The organism is Tissierella sp., assembly GCF_031460495.1.
GTDB lineage: Bacteria > Bacillota > Clostridia > Tissierellales > Tissierellaceae > JAVKTS01.
The window spans coordinates 225019-245458 of sequence record NZ_JAVKTS010000001.1; the positions used below are offsets into that span (position 1 = coordinate 225019).

Annotated in this window: 17 protein-coding genes, 1 pseudogene and 1 riboswitch; of the genes and pseudogenes, 14 read left to right on the forward strand and 4 right to left on the reverse strand. The window is 32.4% G+C overall.

The annotated features are described in order from the left end of the window. The first annotated feature begins 21 nt into the window (after positions 1–21). The 3 genes from ppdK to RIN63_RS01090 all read left to right on the forward strand — a co-directional run bounded on the left by ppdK (position 22) and on the right by RIN63_RS01090 (position 4189). The gene (gene ppdK, locus RIN63_RS01080; protein ID WP_310442799.1) at positions 22–2643 is read left to right on the forward strand and encodes a pyruvate, phosphate dikinase; all 2622 of its coding nucleotides are present in this window, start codon (positions 22–24) and stop codon (positions 2641–2643) included. 234 nt (positions 2644–2877) lie between these two features. Continuing rightward, a complete protein-coding gene (locus RIN63_RS01085; RefSeq protein WP_310442800.1) occupies positions 2878–3918 on the forward strand; it encodes a hypothetical protein in 1041 nt (346 codons plus the stop codon). 13 nt (positions 3919–3931) lie between these two features. Beyond that, a complete protein-coding gene (locus RIN63_RS01090) occupies positions 3932–4189 on the forward strand; it encodes a CD3324 family protein (RefSeq protein ID WP_310442801.1) in 258 nt (85 codons plus the stop codon). Between the two features lie 124 nt (positions 4190–4313). On the opposite strand, the gene RIN63_RS01095 is transcribed toward RIN63_RS01090, so the two are convergent. Beyond that, the gene (locus RIN63_RS01095) at positions 4314–4790 is read right to left on the reverse strand and encodes a pyridoxamine 5'-phosphate oxidase family protein (RefSeq protein ID WP_310442802.1); all 477 of its coding nucleotides are present in this window, start codon (positions 4788–4790) and stop codon (positions 4314–4316) included. Between the two features lie 436 nt (positions 4791–5226). Between RIN63_RS01095 and RIN63_RS01100 the strand changes: the two genes are divergently transcribed. The 4 genes from RIN63_RS01100 to RIN63_RS01115 all read left to right on the forward strand — a co-directional run bounded on the left by RIN63_RS01100 (position 5227) and on the right by RIN63_RS01115 (position 8008). Continuing rightward, on the forward strand, positions 5227–5754 hold the full coding sequence (locus RIN63_RS01100) for a hypothetical protein (protein ID WP_310442803.1): 528 nt from the start codon (positions 5227–5229) through the stop codon (positions 5752–5754). A 335-nt stretch (positions 5755–6089) separates the two neighbouring features. Next, a complete protein-coding gene (locus RIN63_RS01105; RefSeq protein WP_310442804.1) occupies positions 6090–6335 on the forward strand; it encodes a DUF4932 domain-containing protein in 246 nt (81 codons plus the stop codon). Between the two features lie 403 nt (positions 6336–6738). After that, positions 6739–6957, forward strand: a complete 219-nt coding sequence (locus RIN63_RS01110; protein WP_310442805.1) for a hypothetical protein — start codon at positions 6739–6741, stop codon at positions 6955–6957. Further along, the gene (locus tag RIN63_RS01115) at positions 6899–8008 is read left to right on the forward strand and encodes a hypothetical protein (RefSeq protein WP_310442806.1); all 1110 of its coding nucleotides are present in this window, start codon (positions 6899–6901) and stop codon (positions 8006–8008) included. Before RIN63_RS01110 ends, RIN63_RS01115 begins: the two co-directional genes overlap by 59 nt. 45 nt (positions 8009–8053) lie before the next feature. Here the strand turns inward: RIN63_RS01115 and RIN63_RS01120 are convergent. Beyond that, positions 8054–8245 (reverse strand): annotated as a pseudogene (locus RIN63_RS01120) (SelT/SelW/SelH family protein); the annotation flags it as partial. A 237-nt stretch (positions 8246–8482) separates the two neighbouring features. On the opposite strand from RIN63_RS01120, the gene glmS reads away from it, so the two are divergent. Continuing rightward, on the forward strand, positions 8483–10309 hold the full coding sequence (glmS, locus tag RIN63_RS01125; protein WP_310442807.1) for a glutamine--fructose-6-phosphate transaminase (isomerizing): 1827 nt from the start codon (positions 8483–8485) through the stop codon (positions 10307–10309). A 313-nt stretch (positions 10310–10622) separates the two neighbouring features. Then, positions 10623–11903 (forward strand): hypothetical protein, encoded by a 1281-nt coding sequence (locus RIN63_RS01130; RefSeq protein ID WP_310442808.1) that lies wholly within the window; start codon positions 10623–10625, stop codon positions 11901–11903. A 620-nt stretch (positions 11904–12523) separates the two neighbouring features. On the opposite strand, the gene RIN63_RS01135 is transcribed toward RIN63_RS01130, so the two are convergent. Next, the gene (locus RIN63_RS01135) at positions 12524–13714 is read right to left on the reverse strand and encodes a coenzyme F420-0:L-glutamate ligase (protein ID WP_310442809.1); all 1191 of its coding nucleotides are present in this window, start codon (positions 13712–13714) and stop codon (positions 12524–12526) included. A gap of 103 nt (positions 13715–13817) precedes the next feature. On the opposite strand from RIN63_RS01135, the gene RIN63_RS01140 reads away from it, so the two are divergent. From RIN63_RS01140 to RIN63_RS01160, 5 genes are all read left to right on the forward strand, one after another. Beyond that, positions 13818–14699, forward strand: coding sequence for a LysR family transcriptional regulator (locus RIN63_RS01140; protein WP_310442810.1), 882 nt, complete (start codon positions 13818–13820; stop codon positions 14697–14699). An 83-nt stretch (positions 14700–14782) separates the two neighbouring features. Continuing rightward, the gene (locus RIN63_RS01145) at positions 14783–15175 is read left to right on the forward strand and encodes a hypothetical protein (protein ID WP_310442811.1); all 393 of its coding nucleotides are present in this window, start codon (positions 14783–14785) and stop codon (positions 15173–15175) included. A gap of 29 nt (positions 15176–15204) precedes the next feature. Next, positions 15205–15981, forward strand: coding sequence for a DnaJ domain-containing protein (locus RIN63_RS01150; protein WP_310442812.1), 777 nt, complete (start codon positions 15205–15207; stop codon positions 15979–15981). A 101-nt stretch (positions 15982–16082) separates the two neighbouring features. Then, positions 16083–16183: riboswitch (NiCo riboswitch) on the forward strand. A 109-nt stretch (positions 16184–16292) separates the two neighbouring features. Further along, positions 16293–17000 (forward strand): ABC transporter ATP-binding protein, encoded by a 708-nt coding sequence (locus RIN63_RS01155; RefSeq protein WP_310442813.1) that lies wholly within the window; start codon positions 16293–16295, stop codon positions 16998–17000. Positions 17001–17010: 10 nt separating this feature from the next. Further along, entirely contained in the window at positions 17011–19242 is a 2232-nt protein-coding gene (locus tag RIN63_RS01160) for an FtsX-like permease family protein (RefSeq protein WP_310442815.1), read from the forward strand. 71 nt (positions 19243–19313) lie between these two features. Here the strand turns inward: RIN63_RS01160 and RIN63_RS01165 are convergent, their stop codons facing one another. After that, on the reverse strand, positions 19314–20291 hold the full coding sequence (locus RIN63_RS01165; RefSeq protein WP_310442816.1) for a diaminopimelate dehydrogenase: 978 nt from the start codon (positions 20289–20291) through the stop codon (positions 19314–19316). Positions 20292–20440: the final 149 nt, after the last annotated feature.

The following is a 20440-nucleotide window of genomic DNA, read 5'->3' on the forward strand; positions in this document are numbered from 1 at the left end:
AATTTGGAAGGGGAGTTTTAGATGGAGAATAAATATGTATATAGTTTTAATGAAGGCACAAAGGAAATGAAAAGTTTATTAGGAGGCAAGGGTGCAAACCTAGCGGAAATGACTAATATTGGTTTACCAGTACCTCCAGGATTCACTATTACAACTGCTGCATGTACTCGTTTTTATGAAGAAAACAAAACGCTTTGGACAGAGCTTTTAGATGAAGTACATCTTCATTTAAAAGAGCTAGAAAAAAATCTGGGAAAAAGCTTTTCTGATGAAAATAACCCTTTATTAGTATCAGTTAGATCAGGTTCAGTATTTTCAATGCCTGGTATGATGGATACAATACTTAATCTAGGTTTAAACGATATATCCGTTAAAGGCTTGGCAAAATCAACTGGTAATGAAAGATTTGCTTATGATAGCTATAGGAGATTTATTCAAATGTTCTCCGATGTAGCAATGGAAATTCCAAAGGTTAGATTTGAATCCTTACTTGAATCCATGAAGGAAGAAAAAGGAGTAGAGCTAGATACAGAATTAGATGCAGAAGATTTGAAATTATTAGTTGAGAAGTATAAAGCAGTATATCTTGAAGAAAAAAATGAAGAATTTCCACAGGAACCAATTAAACAGTTAGAACTGTCTATTAAGGCTGTATTTGAATCATGGAATAATCCTAGAGCAACTGTATATAGAAAATTGAATAATATAGATCATAAACTTGGAACAGCAGTAAATGTTCAGTCCATGGTATTTGGAAATATGGGAGATACTTCAGGTACTGGAGTTGCATTTACAAGGAATCCTGCAACAGGAGAAAATCATCTATTTGGTGAGTATTTAATAAATGCTCAAGGAGAAGATGTAGTTGCAGGAATTAGAACACCTAGTGAAATATCTGAGCTAAAGAGTATAATGCCAGAAGTATATGAAGAATTCGTGAAGATTACTCATGTATTAGAGAAACATTATAAGGATATGCAGGATATAGAGTTTACAATTGAAAATGGAAAGCTCTATATTCTTCAAACTAGAAATGGAAAAAGAACAGCACAGGCTGCCATAAATGTAGCTGTTGATTTAGTCAATGATAAGGTAATTACAAAGGAAGAGGCAATACTTCGTATTGAACCAAACCAACTTAATCAATTACTTCATCCGGCTTTTGATGAGAAGACTCTTAAATCATCCAAAGATATAGCCAAGGGACTTGCAGCATCTCCAGGTGCAGCATCAGGCAAGATATATTTTAATGCAGAAGATGTTGTTGCAGCTAGAGCCAGAGGGGAAAAGGTTATATTAGTTAGACAAGAAACTTCCCCAGAAGATATTGAAGGTATGGTAGCAGCAGAAGGAATACTTACATCCCGTGGCGGAATGACTTCCCATGCGGCAGTAGTTGCAAGAGGTATGGGTAAATGTTGTGTAGCTGGTTGTAGTGAAATAAGAGTTAATGAAGAAACTAAGACAGTTAGGACAAAGGATGTAACTCTAACTGAAGGAGATTATATTTCCCTTGATGGAAGTACTGGAACTGTATATCTTGGTGAGATTAAGAAAGTTCAACCAACACTAAGTGGAAGCTTTGGTGAATTCATGGCTTGGGTAGATGAAACAAGGACAATGGGAGTTAGAACCAATGCAGATTCTCCTAGAGATGCAGCTCAAGCATTGAAATTTGGTGCAGAAGGAATAGGACTATGTAGAACTGAGCATATGTTTTTCGAGGAATCTAGGATTTCATCAGTAAGAAAAATGATCTTAGCAAATAACCTAGAAGAGAGAAAAGCTGCACTAGATGAACTCTTACCTGTTCAAAGAAAGGATTTCTACGAAATCTATGAGGTAATGGGAGAACTACCAGTTACAGTAAGACTATTAGATCCACCACTACATGAATTCTTACCAAATAAGGACGAGGATATTAGAGAATTAGCAAAGGCTATGAATGTTAGTTTTGAAAATTTGAAAGATAGAGTAGAGGGATTGGCAGAATTTAATCCAATGCTAGGTCATAGGGGATGTAGACTAGCAGTTACTTTCCCAGAAATATATAGGATGCAAACTAGGGCAATCATAGAAGCTGCTTTAGATATAAAGAAAAAGGGATATGAAGGTATTTGTCCAGAGATAATGATACCTCTAATTGGACATATAGAAGAATTAAAATATGTAAAAAGAGAAATCTTAGAGGAAATAGGCCTAGTATTTGAAGAGAGAAATGATACTGTTAAATATGTAATAGGTACAATGCTTGAAGTACCAAGAGCAGCTATAACAGCTGATGAAATAGCAACAGAAGCAGAATTCTTTAGCTTCGGTACAAATGACCTTACTCAAATGGGCTTTGGATTCTCAAGAGATGATGCTGGAAAATTCCTAGATGATTATGAGAATAAAGGTATATTCAAAAATAGTCCTTTTGAAGTAATAGACAGAGATGGTGTAGGTAAACTTATGAAAATAGCCATCAAGCTAGGAAAAGAAACTAGACCAGATATTCATCTAGGTATCTGTGGAGAGCATGGTGGAGAACCAAGTTCAGTAGAATTCTGCTACCAAATAGGTCTAGACTATGTATCCTGCTCACCATTTAGAGTACCAATAGCAAAATTAGCAGCAGCACAAGCAGCACTAAATGAATAACGGGTTTGAAATATAAGCATATATAGAGGAAATAATAATTTTGTGATATAATTAGGATTCAAAAGAGACCAGAAGGTCTCTTTTTGTCATATATAATGATTATCCTTTACTTCTCTTTATGGGGTATAATTCTTAGAATAAATGTAGGCATTGTTTTGGATGTCATATTCACATATACTTATCGTATAAGTGAAAGGCCATTCCTTAATACAATTTTGAAAGAGGTGTATGAAAATGAAACCAACACAAAAAGAACTGACAAATTGGGCTATAACTCAAATACAAGAAAAGTATAAGGACGATATCGCGTTACTCTTAGGAATTACAGGGCATTCATTAGAAGATGATTGTCATGGTGAGTGCTTTGACTATTTTGTACCTGCAAATGAAAATGGAAATAAGCTGGCGAAGACTTTTATTATTGATGGTGTAGGGCATGACTTGTATCCACGCTCATGGAAGCGTATAGAAAATATGGCAGAATTCAATGATGATTTTACAAATGGCTTAGCTGATGCAATAATTCTGTATTCACGCAACGAAGAAGATAAAAAGCGTTTTGTAGAGTTTCAAGAAAAGTTGATGGCAAACCTTAAGGATAAAGATTTTATGTTTAAGAGGGCTCTTCAGAAATTGGATACTGCTATGGAAATTTATCGTACAATGATATTTGAAGATACATTCTATAAAGTGAAGATGGGAGCGGGCTTTATTGCCAGTTATTTATCCATTGCAGTTGCTTGCATCAATGGGACATACCTTAAGCAAAGACTTGAATTGGAGACTGTAGAGTTGTCACAAATGGAAGCAATACCTGATAGTTTTATTTCTTATTTCGAAGAGATTGTCAAGGCAAAATCTGTTGGAGAGTTAAAGAAGCTCTGTTATGAGATTATAAGCACAACCCGGAAGTTTATCTCAGCACATAAACCCTTAAAGGCTAAAGAGTTAAAGATGCCTAGTTATAAGGATTTAGCAGTATGGTATGAGGAAGTATCACTAACTTGGCGAAGGATTTATTATTATTGTGATACTGGTGATTATCAGAGAGCTTTTCCGGATGCACTTAATTTGCAACATGAACTCAGCGTTATTAAAGAGGAATTTGGACTTAAGGAAATGGATTTACTTGGAAGCTTTGATGTAAGTAATTTAAGCCAACTTAAGCAAAAGGCTCAAGAGTTTGAAAGTTATATCGTTTCTGAGATTGAGAGCCACGATGTCACTATAAACAAGTATGATACGCTGGAGCAATTTTTAGCGAAAAACAGTTAGTGAGGTGCATTCAATGAAATATAGAAATGCATCAGATATTCTACCAGATGAATTACTCAAAGAGATACAGAAATATACCTCAGGAGAGACCTTGTATATTCCAAGTAATGTAGAAAGGAAGAAGTGGGGACACGATACAGGGGCAAGAATATTTTATAAAGAGCGTAATGAAGAAATTAGAGCTAGATTTTTTAACAAAGAAAGAATTGAAGAACTTGCCGAGGAGTACTGTCTTTCACCGGAAACCATAAGAAAAATAGTGTATAAATAGAATATATTCTTTTCATTGGTGTAAATATAAGTTCCATAGCAACTTTTTTTAAGTTGATATGGAACTTTTTAATTGAATCAGTGTTATATTCTTCTCACAGCATGATTATATTATAAGGGTTTATTTACTTGGATGTTTTGTTTACAAGGTCAACTTCATACACCAGTTCACCGTATTTTTTCTCATTGTCAATAATAGTACCCTCTGTAAGGGTGATACGCAGAACGATTGAGTTAGGATTGTCCTCGTCGCCAACTTCATCGAACCAATCGAAGACTTTTTTAAATTTCGCTCTGATTTCAGCATTCTTCTCGTCCTTAACCCAACCAAGATTTTCGGCCCTACCTTGGAAAGTGTACCAATCTAAGCCAGCAACAGAAACCTCATTGTTCTTCTCAATTTGCAGCATTTTATTCTTTCTTGCATCTGTAGAAACATAAAATACACCATCTTCATAATAAGCACAAACCATACGGACAGCAGGGCGAGGATTACCAGCATCATTCGGTGATAGTGATATTGTGGCAAGGGCAATTATTTCCTCTTTATCATTTCCACAACGCTCCTCCAAAAGTTTTATCGCATTTTCGTATTTGCTCATTTTAACATTTCCCCCTTCTACACATTATTCAATTAATAATCAGTATAGCATAATTTTTTATCCAAGCATAGATATAATAAAGCCATCAAGATATAAGATATAAGAGGCTGAGAGGACATTAGGTCTTTTTTTTGAATCAAAAAATTAGTTAAGAGTTCAACGATTTTCAATAGTTTACCTTGTTAGACACAAAGGCTAATAAGAATTTGACTTGAAAATATTTCCATGATATAGTGAAAAAAAAGAAAGGGGTATTTTAATGGATACTAGAATGTTCTGGATGAAAAAGTTCAGTCGTAAGCTCCATGCAATTCTTTGATAAAATTATTTGAGTGTATGGGGCGGTATCGTAGATACAAGTAGAGTAATCTAATATGAAAGAATTGCATTCCAATGTAAGTTTTTAATAATCTTATAATTAAAGGAGCAATTCAAAATGAAAATAGAGATAAAATTAGCAGATAACGCAAATGGTTTCATAATTAAAAATATATATCCATTATATTTACATGATATTTCAGGTATTCACGGCATCCTACCCAATGAGTATGGAATATTTGAGGAAGAACCAATAAGTACTCTTGCAGAGCAATATGATATTCAACAAATATGGTTTGAAAATCCTAATCTATTATTTCCATATTTGATTATGGTAGATAATATTCCTGCTGGTTTCTGCCTTATTGGAAGTGGTAAATATGTGCCACAAGATGTAGATTTCTTTGTGTATGATACTTTTCTCTTAAGTCCATTTAGAGGAAAATCAATTTCATACCATTTTATGATTGAAATCTTTGAAAAACATCGTGGTAAATGGATGCTTTTTACACATTCAACAGAGAATAATATTCGTGCTAAAGCTTTTTGGCATAAGACGGTGGGGCAATATACTAAAAATCAATATGTAACCGAAGAGAAAATAATAGATGGGATGCCAAAATTGGTGTTTAGATTTGAGAATTAATCTAAGTAAGGAAGGATTATTGATTAAAATATCAATAAAAATAAGCAATTTTTTAAAACAGTTATGGCTATGTTTTCATTGAGAACTGTACGGCAATTCTAAACAACACAAGGGAGCATGTTGATATGCTCCCTTGTGTTGCAGTAGTGGAAATCTTCAACAAAAATCTGAAAAATTAAAATTTACAAAGAAAAAGGGATGTATATGAAGAAAAAATCATTACTTTTTTTATTTTTTCTCAGTCTTTTTGGCTCTATATTATCAGGATGCAATGAAACGGAAACAATACTATATGATTCAGAGCCACTCCCAGAGCCAATTACTTTGAAAAACAAATGAGCGCAATGGAATATAATATTTGGGAGACTTGCCTGAATGAACATATTATTAGAGCTTTGACTTCAAGATTTACTTATCTAACAGACAAAGATGAGGGTTTAGAACTATTAAGGCAAGAAAAAGAAAAAGGGTTTATCTATGTAGAAGCGCTATTTCACAAATTAGAAATTTATGAAAATAATACGGACACATATACAACAATAGAGGATTTTTATCCTGAACTACTAAGTGCATTGGATTAGGTGGCCATTAAAAGGATGATTGGTCTTTTTTGATTGCAGCTGCACAGGCGGTGCTGAAATAGAAGAGATAATTATACCTGAGATTATTCTACTTAAGATTATTATACTTTAAAGTATAATAATCTTAAGTAGAGATTTTTATAAGAAATTAATTAATCATGATGAAGAGCTTGTTTATTTAAAGAATAATATGTAGTAATAGCTACTGGACAATCCAGTAGCTATTTAAAAAATTAAGCCTATATCTTTTGTTTCATATACTTCTCCAGAAGATGAGATTATATTAACCCATTAATTCTAAAGAAAGAGAGTATGTGCATATAGTAAATGATTAATTGGGTATAAACATATTGATTAATGTAAATTAGCTTGAAAATTATTTTATATTGGAAATGGTGTAATTATGAATGAAAAGATTATGGTAATTGAGGATGAGAAAAAAATTGCAGATGCAATATCATATGAATTAAAAAAACTCAAGGAATCTAAGCTTAATGCCATTATTTTAGATGTCATGTTGCCAAGTATGGACAGATATGATATGAATCAAGGAGGCGGTATAAATGAAAAATACAAAAATGATAAAAATTACAATAATGCTATCTTTACTCTTAACTCTTAGTGCATGCACTAAGAAAAATGAAGGGAACAAGGTTATCGTCGATGAAAATGGCTCAACTATTGTAATTGTTGATGATAATGAAAAGGGTGCTGGAGAGCCTGTAGTATCAGTGCAGAAAATAGATAAGCTGCAAGGTGTAGAATTATCTGATTGGTTGGATGAAGAAACTGTCATAGTTTCTAAAGAAAATGATTCTCTGGACAAAATGGACCTATTAGAATTATCTTCTTATTATCCAAGGAGCTTATATCAGTACAATATTAATAGCAAAGAATATCAACTATTAAAAGAAGAAAAGAATCTGTTTTTGGGTGGGGCTACTCTTTCCGCTGATAAAAAGCATCTCTTATATTATGAATTTTCACTAGGAGATCCTGCTTATGTAGTATTGAATCTTGATACTTTGGATAGTTTTAGCATCACAGGTGAAAATATTGCAGGGGCAACTTCTGCTAATTGGGCAGGTAATGAGGTGCTTGGTTCGACTTATAGCAATAATGCTTATAAAGCAAGTACAAGAGGAGAAATCTCCATATTGGAGGATTTAGACGAAGCTCCATTAATAATACGAAAGATCAATGGTAATATTTATTACAATACCTATTTCGATCAAAGTCTAATCATGATAAATCAAGGAACTAAGGAAAAGATAAAATTAAATATGGAATCTGTTTATGATGTAATTCCATCGCCTGATGAAAATAAGATGCTAGTTTTACAAGATAATGCTACAAAAAAAACCTTGATTCTTAGTGATATAGATGGAAGCAACCAAAAGATAATTGCAGAAGGTACAGAAATAGGTGGAGTTTCATGGTCTCCAGATCAGGGAATGATAGCTTATAATCTGAAAGGTAATACAAACAATACAATTGTCAATGGACTTAATGTTTACGATATGCTAACAGATGAATCTACTCAGATAGCTGTTGATATTCAAAATGCCATTACAAGCTGGAGTCCTTCTGGAGAAAAGCTAGTTTATGCAGAATGGGATGGAGAGCAATATAATAGCAGCATAGTATATTTGAAATATTCAATACAAAAGTAAAGATACAATAAAGAGCTACTGGATTATCCAGTAGCTCTTTGATCTTTAGGCTAATTTTTTTCTAATTATGTCTTCAATCTCATTATCATTTGGAAAACGATTTAATTCCTTCTTAGAGAAAATCAATTCATCTCCAAATTTAATTTCATATACTCCACCTGTAGATGGAATTATATTAACCATATTTACAGAATTCTTATGTTCATTTAATATAGTTTCTGTTAGAGCAACTGCTCTTGCTAAATATCCTCAAGAGGTGCAGTACTCAATACTAATTAGTTTTTCCATGAAAACACTCCCTTTATTTAGATAGTATTAGTATAACCTATACTTACCCATTTATTATAGATAATATCAATAATAAAAAAGATGTAGTAAATGAAGAAATCAACCAAGCCTAAATGAATATAAAAAATATACAAGTAAAATAAAAAATGATATAATATTTTCACACTAAATTAGGAGGCTAAAGATATGTGTGGAATAGTTGGTTATATTGGAAGTAAAAATGCGCAAGAGGTAATATTACAAGGACTTGAAAAACTAGAATACAGAGGATACGATTCGTCAGGTATTGCTATAAATACAAAGGAAAAAGTAAAATTTGAAAAACTAAAAGGGAGACTTTCCGTATTAGGAGAGTATCTAGATAAAAATCCATTGATAGGAAATGTAGGCATAGGGCATACAAGGTGGGCAACTCATGGAGCACCATCAGATGTAAATTCTCATCCTCATTCAAATGGGGAAAATACAATAGCTGTGGTACACAATGGAATAATAGAAAATTATATTGCTCTGAAAGAGGAACTAATAGGAAAGGGATATAACTTCAAATCACAAACAGATACAGAAGTAGTAGCACATTTGCTTGATAGTCTATATGATGGAGATTTACTAAACACAGTATTTAAGGCCATAGAAAGACTTAAAGGTGCATATGCATTGGGAGTCATTTCATCAAAAAATCCAAATGAACTTATTGCAGTTAGAAAAGAAAGTCCACTAGTAATAGGTGTTGGAGAGGGAGAAAACTTTATAGCCTCAGACATCCCAGCCTTGCTTAAGTATACTAGAGATGTTTATTTTCTTGAAAATGGTGAAGTAGTTTATCTAACCAAGGATGAAGTAAGGATCTATGATGAAAATAGAAATAGAGTAGATAGAGAAATATTTACAGTAGATTGGGATATTGAAGCTGCTTCAAAGGGTGGATATGACCATTTCATGCTAAAGGAAATTTACGAGCAGCCAAGGGCAATTAAGGAAACTCTATTGAGAAGGCTTGATGTCAATGGAAGGATAGAATTAGATGATATCAAATTATCAAAAGAAGATCTGGAGAAAACAACTAAGATTTATATAGTAGCCTGCGGTACGGCCTATCATGCAGGAGTAGTAGGTAGATATGCCATAGAAAAATTTGCAAGGATACCCGTTGAGCCAGATGTAGCATCTGAGTTCAGATATAGAGAACCCTTCATAGATGAGAATACCTTGTTAATAGCAGTAAGCCAATCTGGAGAAACCGCAGATACCCTTGCAGCAATTAGAGAAGCTAAGAGCAAGGGAGCAAGAATTCTTTCCATTACAAATGTATTAGGCTCATCAGTAGCTAGAGAATCAGATGATGTATTCTATACTTGGGCAGGGCCAGAGGTAGCAGTAGCTTCAACCAAGGCATATACTACACAGCTAATAGCCTTATATATGGTTGCACTTCATATGGCAAATATTAAAGGCAGCATTTCAGATGAACATTATTTTGAAATCATAGGAAAGATGAAGGAATTACCACAGAACGTAGAGAAAATACTTGAGCAATCAGAGGAAATAAAGAAAATAGCTGAAGTTATTAAGGATAAAAGTTCTGCATTTTATATAGGTAGAGGCTTGGATTATCAGACTTCCATGGAAGGAGCCTTAAAGCTAAAGGAAATTTCATATATTCATACGGAGGCTTTTGCAGCAGGAGAACTGAAGCATGGAACTATAGCCTTGATTGAAAAAGGAACGCCTGTAATTGCCATAGCTAGTCAAGACTACTTGTATGAGAAGATGGTGTCCAATGTACAAGAAGTAAAGGCTAGAGGGGCAACTACTATTGCCATAGTAAAGGAAGGCCTAGATAAAAGCTTAAATCACGCTGACGAGACAATTTATATTCCAGAAGTAGATAATATATTAGCACCTGTTTTAACGGTTATACCTACTCAACTCCTTGCATATTATACATCTGTCATAAAAGGAAATGATGTAGATAAGCCAAGAAATTTAGCCAAGTCAGTTACTGTAGAATAAGAAAAGTCAAAAAAACATAGAGTTATAATTTATTAAAAATGATCAAACTTTTTTTAAAAATTTTAATAATCTAAAATAAATAATATTAATTTTGATTAATCTTTTTTCAAAAGATAATATTTCTATTCTATATAAAATCAATGTTTATATAGAATAGAATGATCAAATTTTTTTAATAAACTACAACAGGAGAAACATCCCACTGTCTTGTTAACAATTGTTGATTATTATGAGGACTTCCTTAAGTTGCAAAATGATTCACTTAATATTATTTGGAGAGTACTCCATATAATCTGTAAGGAGGAGTATTAAATTGTTAAGAAAAATTTTTGCTATTTTATCTCTACTACTAATAATTATCTCCAATGTTGGATGTAGTAACCAAAATAGTAATAACGACATTTTACATATATCTAACTCTAATTTAAACTTAGATGAAAATTCCACTATTGAATTTAACGATCCCAAGGTAATAAGCGTTATAAACAAATGGCATAGTGACCTTTATAACAATGATTTTGAGCTTATGCCGTTTGTTGTTGTAGCTAATATGTTAGAACCAAGTTTAAGAAATGATATAGAAAGGATAGGTTTGAAAAATATTGATGAGAGCTCTTTAAGAATCTTAAGTAGATGGGCAAGAGAAAATTTTGTTCATACTCAATCCTTAAGGGTGTTCCAAGATATGCCAGGTAAAGAACCGTGGGGTGATATAAATTTTATTCCAGTATATAAAAAGCTGTTATATAGTGACATGAAGGCTATGAGTATTTACTCTGGTAAAATTACGGGAGAATGTACCTCATTGGCAAACTTATTTTTAGGTGTTCTTAGGATATTGGGGCTGGAATCAGAAAATATATTAAACATAAGAACTGATATGCATACATTTGGCTTATTTAAAGTGGACGAAAGGTTATATATTATAAATAACAATGACATTTTACTAGTGAATAGTGCTATCAAGAATTGGCTTAAGGATAGAAGCTATTATGGTTTTTATAATGACAAATATTATTACTCAGGAGAATTCATAATTACAGATAATTTCTTTAAATCTAATGATTCTCTACTTAAAAGACTAGAGAATATAACTCTTGAGAAATCGTTCATATACTCATATATAGAACAACTAGAACTAGAAAATCCGGATGTTGTATTGGGAGAGATTTTAGAATCCAATAATGACCTTAGGACATTAATTGCATACACTTATCAAAGTATGGATGTACCTAATCCATCATTATATATTAGAGCCTCAACTATGACCCCTAAGGTTATAGAATTATCCAAAGAATTAACCACAATTCCAATGATTCTACAGTGGATAAGTGAGGATACAATTTTAGAATCAATTTATTCAGAAGAAGAAAATCGAATTATGACTGGAGATCAAGTTGTCGTATATAAAAAGGGAGGGGCTAGGGATCGGGCTTTGCTTTTTGCTAGCATTTTAGTTTTACAAGGTCATAATCCTATCATAAATATAACAAATGAAAATGCATATGTCGAGAATAGTGGATTGGTTTATGATATGAGACAATGTGGAGAAGTTACACTGCCAGAAGAAGAAATTGTTATTAGCATAAAATAATATTATGTGTTATTAGTTGTGATTACTCTTTGGCTTCAATGTTAAATTGTAACTATTTTGTAAATAGGAAAGGCGTGCATCCCTTAACATCTATGTAGGAGGTTATTATAATCAATTAGTAATAACGCCAGCAACAGATGAATTTGATTTGCCTCCCTCAATTATTATTGATGTTTAAGTAAAGATTGGATAGGCACAGCGCTTACTAATTAAATATGCAATAGAGCATGCATTTCTATGGACTTAGCATCGACTTAGCATCGACTTAGCTTTAAAGACTTTGAAAAATTTGGCTAATGACACTTGGTTATCAATCAAAAACAATGAAGATATAAAGCGATTTTTGAAAAAGAGATTGTAGCGTTTATGCAACATATTCTAAGGCTTTTTTGATTATATATTGTTTAATTTAAAGAGATTTAGTTGAGAAAAGGTTTAATTTTTAAAAAATGATCAAACTTTTTTAAAAATATTTATCAGAATAAAATAATAAAAGCTAAATTTTGATTAAACTTTTTTCAAAATTTAGCTTTTTATGTTTATATAAAATCAATGCTTACATGACTTATTTTGATCAAACTTTTTTATAAAACTACAATTTTGAACTGTCCTCTTTAGATCTACTTCGTATAATTATCAAAATATCCCTTAATATAAACAATAGGTGTTCCCTTATCCCCACTACCAGAGGTTAAGTCTGAAAGGGAGCCTATTAGGTCAGTAAGCCTTCTTGGAGTAGTACCCTGAGAAGCCATACTTCCAACAAGAGAGGCATCTTTATTCTCTATATATTTTGATATAGCTGCCTTTAGTTCCTCTCCTTGTAAATCAGCAAAATCATTATCTGCTAGATACTTAAGCTTTACTTCTGAAGGAGTACCTTCCAGGCCTGAAGTATATCCAGGGGAAACTACAGGGTCAGCTAATTCCCAAATCTTCCCTACTGGATCCTTAAAAGCACCGTCACCATAGATCATTACTTCAACAGTTTTTCCTGTTTTCTCTTTAATAGATTCTTGTATTTTTTCCACTATTGGTTGACAATCCTTAGGGAATAATTTTAATTTTGTTTCTGTTGATTTATTTGATCCCAATAAGCCATACTCTTCATTATATCCACTGCCATCTATGGAAGAAGAAAGAATTTCATCAAGTCCGTAGATAGTTTCTCCGCCATTTTCTTTAAGTATTCTTTTAGTTCTAAATCTTGAGTGTATGTCACAAGCAATTACATTCTTAGTATAATTTAATATTGTTTTAGGGTTATTTGAGAATATTATCTCACATTCTATACCATATTCTGAAACAATAGATTTGTAGTATTCAATATAATCCACTCCAGTAAAAGGGTGCTTATTATATCCAAAGGATTCCCTAAATTCTTTTTCTGTTAATACATCAGCCCAAGGGTTGATGCCCTTTGTATCTAGTTCTTCCATATCTACTAAAGGATTTCCCACTTCATCAGAAGGATAGCTTAGCATCAAGACTATTTTACTTGCTCCCTTAGCGATACCTCTTAAAATAATTCCAAAACGGTTACGACTTAGTATAGGAAATACTAATCCTATGGTCTTGTCTTCATATTTTGCTTTAACATCCTTTGCAACTGCATCAATATCAGCATAATTTCCTTGAGCACGTGCTACAATGGATTCAGTTAATGTTACTATGTCTTTATCTTCTATGGAGAATCCCTCTACCTTAGCAGTATTCATAACACAGTCAACAACAATATCTACTATATTATCCCCCTCTTTGATAATAGGTGCTCTTAGTCCTCTGACAACAGTTCCAACTACTCTTTCCATTTCCAACGCCCCTCTCTAAATAATATCATACACTAAAAATATACAATATATTATGGTATAAGTAAAATAAATATATGATATAATGGATATAAGGGGTGGTTATATGTCTATTAGATTAGATCTGTATAAGACTTTTAATAAGGTTGCAAAGCATAAAAGCTTTTCAAAGGCTGCAAAAGAACTATATATGACTCAGCCAGCAGTTAGCCAAGCTATAATGCAACTGGAAGATGAATTAAATATTAGGCTTTTCACCCGTACTCCAAGGGGAGTAGTCTTAACAGATGAAGGTAAAATACTCTATGAGTACACCAACTCAGCTATTAGCTTAATCAATAGGGGAGAGGAAAAGCTAAGGGCTTCTAAGGATCTTAGTAGAGGAGAACTAAAAATAGGTGTAGGAGATACTATTTCTAGATATTATCTAATACAATATTTAGAAGAGTTTCATAAAGTATATAACAATATCAAGCTTAAAATAATAAACAGAACCACCATGGAACTTTGCAATTTGATTAAATCAGGTGAAATAGATATAGCAATATGCAATCTTCCAATAAAGGATAATTCATTAGAAATAAGATCCTGCAAAGATATAGAGGATATTTTTGTAGGTGGAGAAAAGTATAAGGACTTAGTATTAAATCCAATGACCTATGAAGACCTTGTAAAGTATCCTTTAATATTTCTTGATAGCAGATCTCGATCTAGACAATATGTAGAAGGATTTTTACTTTCAAAGGGAGTAAAGATAAATCCAGAAATTGAACTAGGTTCCCACGACTTGCTTTTAGAATTTGCAAAAATAGACTTGGGAATTGCCTGTGTTGTAAAAGAATTTTCACAGGATTATTTAAAAAATAATATTCTATATGAAATTAAATTAAAAGATAAGATACCAAAGAGAAGTATAGGGATTTGCACATTAAAAGGGGTTTCCCTTTCACCTTCATCAGAAAAATTTGTAGAGTATCTCTTAAGATAGGAATTACTCAACTTGATAAATGTGGATATTAATAGTAAAATAATAAGAAAATAATAAGAAAATATTAACGAGGAGCAATGCAGATGAAATGGTTAAGGAAGTTTATGAGTGGAAGGTATGGTGGCGATCAACTTTCAACTCTATTAGTAGTATTATCTTTACTTATTACTTTATTAGGAAGATGGCTCAATATAAGGCTAATAATGTATTTAAGTTATATACCTCTGTACATAAGTATTTTTAGAATGTTTTCTAAAGATATAGAAAAGCGTCGATTGGAAAATTATAAATTTGCTATATTTATGAGCCCCCTATATTCAAGGTTTAAAAGAACTCAAAAGCATGTCATAGAATCAAAAACTCACAAATTTTACAAGTGTCCAGAATGTAAGACAAAGTTAAGACTTCCAAAGGGTAAGGGGAAAATAGTAATTACTTGTCCGAAATGTAAAAATAAATTTGAAAAGAGAACCTAATTCTATAATAAAGAGAGGATTAACAATAGATGAACACATTAAAAATAATATGGGGTAAAACTTTATATGGTCTTGCTAGTATTACTTCTTTTATATTTGATCTTTTAATAGGAATCTCATCATTTATGGTGAACTTTGTAATTAATGTTGGAAGGGGCATTCTTGGACTTATATCCATGGGAGGATGCCTGTTAGTCTTTTTATTAGGACCTACACTATTACTAAATCCTGTGACTTTGCTTTTTGTACTATTTCTTCTAATATTTCCAATATTGGGGACAAAGTTTGTATCATATTTAAAGTATGTGAAGTACATGATAACGGAATTTTTATTTGACCACTCAGATAATTTTATCAAGGGAAAGAAGGCTCAATTTGGTTCTTTCAATGAATATGGAAACAAATATAAGAGGATGGAAGAAGAAAAATGGAGAAAAGAGCAACAACAAAGACAAGCAGAGCAACAAAGACAATGGGAAGAAAGATTTAGACAATGGAATGAATATCAAAATTCCCAAAGAGGAAGTAGTTATGGCTGGAATGGTCAAAATGCAGGCTATGGTAATCATAGCTATGTAAATCCTAGTATCGAATTCAAAAGCAAATATGAGAAGTCTTGTAATATTTTAGGAGTGCCTCATAGTGCTGATAAATACGAAGTGAAATTGGGATACAGGAAAAAGGCAAAGGAATACCACCCAGATTTAAACAAATCACCAGATGCAACTAAGGTATTTCAAGAGATTAACAATGCATATGAGTTTTTAAGTGATGATAATATTGAAAGATATAAAAGTATAAGTTAAACATAGATATAAAATCAACTTTACAAGTGTTTAGTCATATGATATATTATTAATAATCTCTTTGCATCTGCATAAATGTTTATTGAATATAAACTCAATATACAGTACAAACTGAGCAGGCGATGAACTGAAATTTTAGTTCGTGGGGCCGGGCAACATAGTTGCAGCAGGTATTATATGAATATTAACCTGTGGGACAGTAGTTTACACTATTTGTTTCACGGGTATTTTTATACTCTTTTTTGAGAAATGGATAGGTAAAATGTGATGTCATAGAGCTAATCTTATATTATTTTAAGGAGGTTAACAATATGAAAGAACCATTTATTCAAATTAAGAATCTTTCAAAAATATACAAGACAGGAGGTGAAACCTTAATAGCTGTTAATAATATCTCTTTAGATATTAATGAAGGCGAAATCATAACTCTGCTTGGTCCATCAGGAAGCGGGAAATCTACATTGGTTAATATGATTGGTGGAATTGACGAAGCTGATGAGGGTACAATATCAGTGGACCAATGTGAAATTACTTCTCTAAAGTCAAAAGAGCTAACTGATTATAGGCGTGAAAGTATTGGTTTTGTATTTCAGTTTTATAACTTGATTTCAAATCTTACGGTTTATGAAAATGTGGAGGCTGTGGCTGATATCTGCAAGGATGCATTTGATATTGATGAACTTCTTGAAAATCTAGGGATAAGTCATCTTGCTAATCACTATCCTGTGGAATTATCAGGTGGTCAGCAACAACGGGTTGCCATTGCCAGAGCACTTGTAAAAAATCCAAAGATCTTATTATGTGATGAACCCACAGGAGCCTTGGATTATAAATCATCACTTGATATTTTAAGGTTAATCAAGGAAATTAATGAGAAGTATAACACGACAATTTTGATAATCACCCATAACATTTCAATTGCAGATATGTGTCATAGGACTGTTAGAATTAGTGACGGAAAGATAACTCATGATGATGTTAATGAAAATATTATTTCTGTTGACCAAGTACAGTGGTAGGGGTGATTATATGAAACTTAACAAACGAGTTAAACGGATTTTTCTTGAGCACAAGGCAAGCTATATAGGAATGATACTGTTAATCATTTTGTCCACAAGCTGCTTTTTAGGAATGAAAACAGCCACAACAAGCATAGAAAAAAGTGTTGATGATAACAGAATTAAAGCAAATGTTGAAGATGCAAATTTTAGTTTTTCAAATACTTTAACTAAAGATCAAATTGAAAAATACGAGAAGGACTTTAATCTTCTTATTCAAGAGAATAGGCAGATTGAATATGATTACAAAGGGGCAGTCTTAAGAATTCGCCCGGAATTTAAAGAAATAAATAAAGCTGAACTTTATGATGGTGAATATCTAAAAAATTCAAAGGACATTATGGTAGATAGATTTTTTTATGAAGCACAAAACTTGTCTTTAGGAGATAAAATAGCTATTAATGGAGAAGAATATACTGTCTGTGGTATATTTACAACACCAGATTATTTGTCTATTTTAAAGAAGAAAACTGACTTTATGGCTGATGGAAGTAAATTTGGTCTATGTATGGTTAGTGAAAAGACTTTTAATGAACTGGCAGGAGGAAAGGAAAGCATTAATTACAGTATAGTCTTTAATCAAAATAGCAGTGATGACTTCAGAAAAGAGCTAGCAAAGGAAGGCATTGTCCTAGACTGGACGGGTAGGGATTCAAATATTAGGATTACTACTTTTGATGGTGAAATTGATGCAATAATAATACTCAGTAGTATAGCACCTCTGTTTATTCTTATAGTAAGCAGTTTAATAATGGCTGTGGTAGTTGGACGCATGATTAAAAAAGAATACACATACATTGGGACCTTATCTGCTATGGGCTATAGAAAAGGGGAAATTGTTGACCACTATTTAAGGCTACCTATATTTATTTCTGTCATTGGGTCAATTCTTGGGCTTGTATTAGGTTATTTCCTCGTAGAGCCATTTACTATGTTATCTTCAGTTGAATACAATATACCTAAAACAACTTACTACTATCAATGGCAAGATATTGTACTGATGTTGACAATCCCTGTAATACTCAATATATTTGCTGCTCTTATAGCTATAATACAGGCACTTCATATAAATATTGTTGCTTTATTAAAAGCTGATGCAGGCAAGATGAAAAAAGGCCTTCTTACAAAGTTCATCCCTAATAAAAAAGGTTCATTCAAGCTAAGATTTAAGATGAAAGAGATCACATCAAATCTCCCAAGAAGTCTTTTAATGTTGATTGGAATTATTGCATCTTCAATGTTTATTTTGACAGGCTTTATATTTAATAGTGCAATAGAATTTGTTTTTGATAATAATTTCCATGAGAAGTTTGGATATGATTATCAGTATGTCTTAAATACACCAATGTATGAAAGCAAAACAGAGGGTGAACCCTATATGATATCAAGTTTTGATTATGATAAAAAGGGGGAGAGTTTGAGTTTTACTGTTTATGGTGTTGCTGAAAATTCCAAGTATATCAAGCTATATAATAATGGTAATCTTATTTCACAGGATAAAACAGTTATTTCTAAAAGTGTTGCTAAGCGTTTAGAGCTTAAAAAGGGTGATGTAATTACAGTAAAGAATAATTCGAATTTCAAAGAATATAGACTAGCCATTGATGAAATCTGCAATATTTCATTTGGTGAAAATGTGTATATGCCATTAAAGGAATTAAATGCAATGCTCGACCTGCCTGAAAGTACTTATATGGGGTTATATTCGGATGAATTGCTTAATATAGATGAAGGACTAGTAAGTGACATTTTAACCCTTGAAGACAGCAAAGCAGGACTAGAATCTTCAATTGCTGCATTCAAAGTTTTCTTATATCTTCTTGCCTTTGTTTCTGCTCTAGTAGGAACGGTTGTTATTTACATTGTAACTATTATGCTAGTAGAAGAAAACAGAAAGAATATTTCAATGTTGAAGGTAGTTGGCTACCATAACAAAGAGATATCAAGCCTACTGGTTAATTCCACATCAGCATTGGTTTGGATTGGATACTTTATGGCGATACCATTTGCTTTTTTTACTATCCAAAAGTTCTTCAATATACTGACAACAAATATGTATTTTGATTTTAGTGTAGATTTAAAGCTATGGCAGGCTATAGTTTCATTTGCTTTTATTTTGGCTATTTATTATATAACTTTATTTTTTGCTAAGAAAAAGGTATTAGGTATTAATATGGCTGAAAGTCTAAAGGTTAGGGAATAAAAATATATTGGTGTGATAATAGAAGGCTTCATATCAACGAAGCTCTAAATTATCACACCAAGTAATATCGTCTACAATAATTCTTTTCTTAATTCTTCACCAGTCTTAGGGGATAAATATCCTAGGGGTATATCGAATATAGATACAGCACCAGTCTTGCCTTCTTTTGACATCTTATATACTGCTCTAGCATAGGCAACTAAAACTGAGGATGTAAACTCAGGATTGCTATCAAGAGTTAAATTGAATTCCATTTTCTGTTTAGTATCTACTCCAGTAGTTCCAGTCCTGATTACAAATCCACCATGAGGCATTTTATTATGATTTGTATTTAATTCTTCTTCAGATATGAAATGTACAGTTGTAGCATAGTCAGCAAAATAATTTGGCATAGTCTTTATTTCATTCTCTATCCTAGATGTATCTTCATTGTCTTCACATACTACATAGCAGATTCTTTCATGTCTCTGGCAGGAAGGAATATCTATATCTTCACAATTTCTAACCTTATCTAATACTTCTTTCATAGGTACAGTATATTGAATTCCATTTTTTACGCCTTTTATCCTTCTAATTGCATCTGAATGACCTTGACTTACACCATCTCCCCAGAATGTATAGTCTCTTCCAATTGGTAAAACTACTTGACCTAATAATCGATTAAGGGAAAAAAGACCAGGATCCCAGCCAACAGAAATTAGACTTAGTTTATTTGATTGTAATGCTATATCATTAACTTTATGAAAGTACTCTGGAATTCTTCCATGATTATCAAAACTATCTACTGTATTGAAATGGGATGCCACCATAGGACATTGCTCATCAAGATCCCTTGCAGATCCTCCACAAAGAATCATTACATCAATTTTATCTTTATAATCCAATATATTGGAAATACTTACTGTATTTGATGTGGAACCTAGAGAACTAGGATCTCGCCTTGTAAAGATGGCAACAAGCTCCATATCAGGATTTTGCTTGATAGCCAACTCCGCTCCATGTCCTAAATTTCCATATCCGACTATACCGATTCTTATTCTATTATCCATCTGACACCTCCATAAAAATTTGTAATAGCATTATATCATAGATTTCTTGTATAATAATATTATTAATTAGTATTCATATTATTATTAAATTTATAATATATGGGTATTAATATATAGAGTCACGAAATACATAAGGCCTAAGGGAGAGG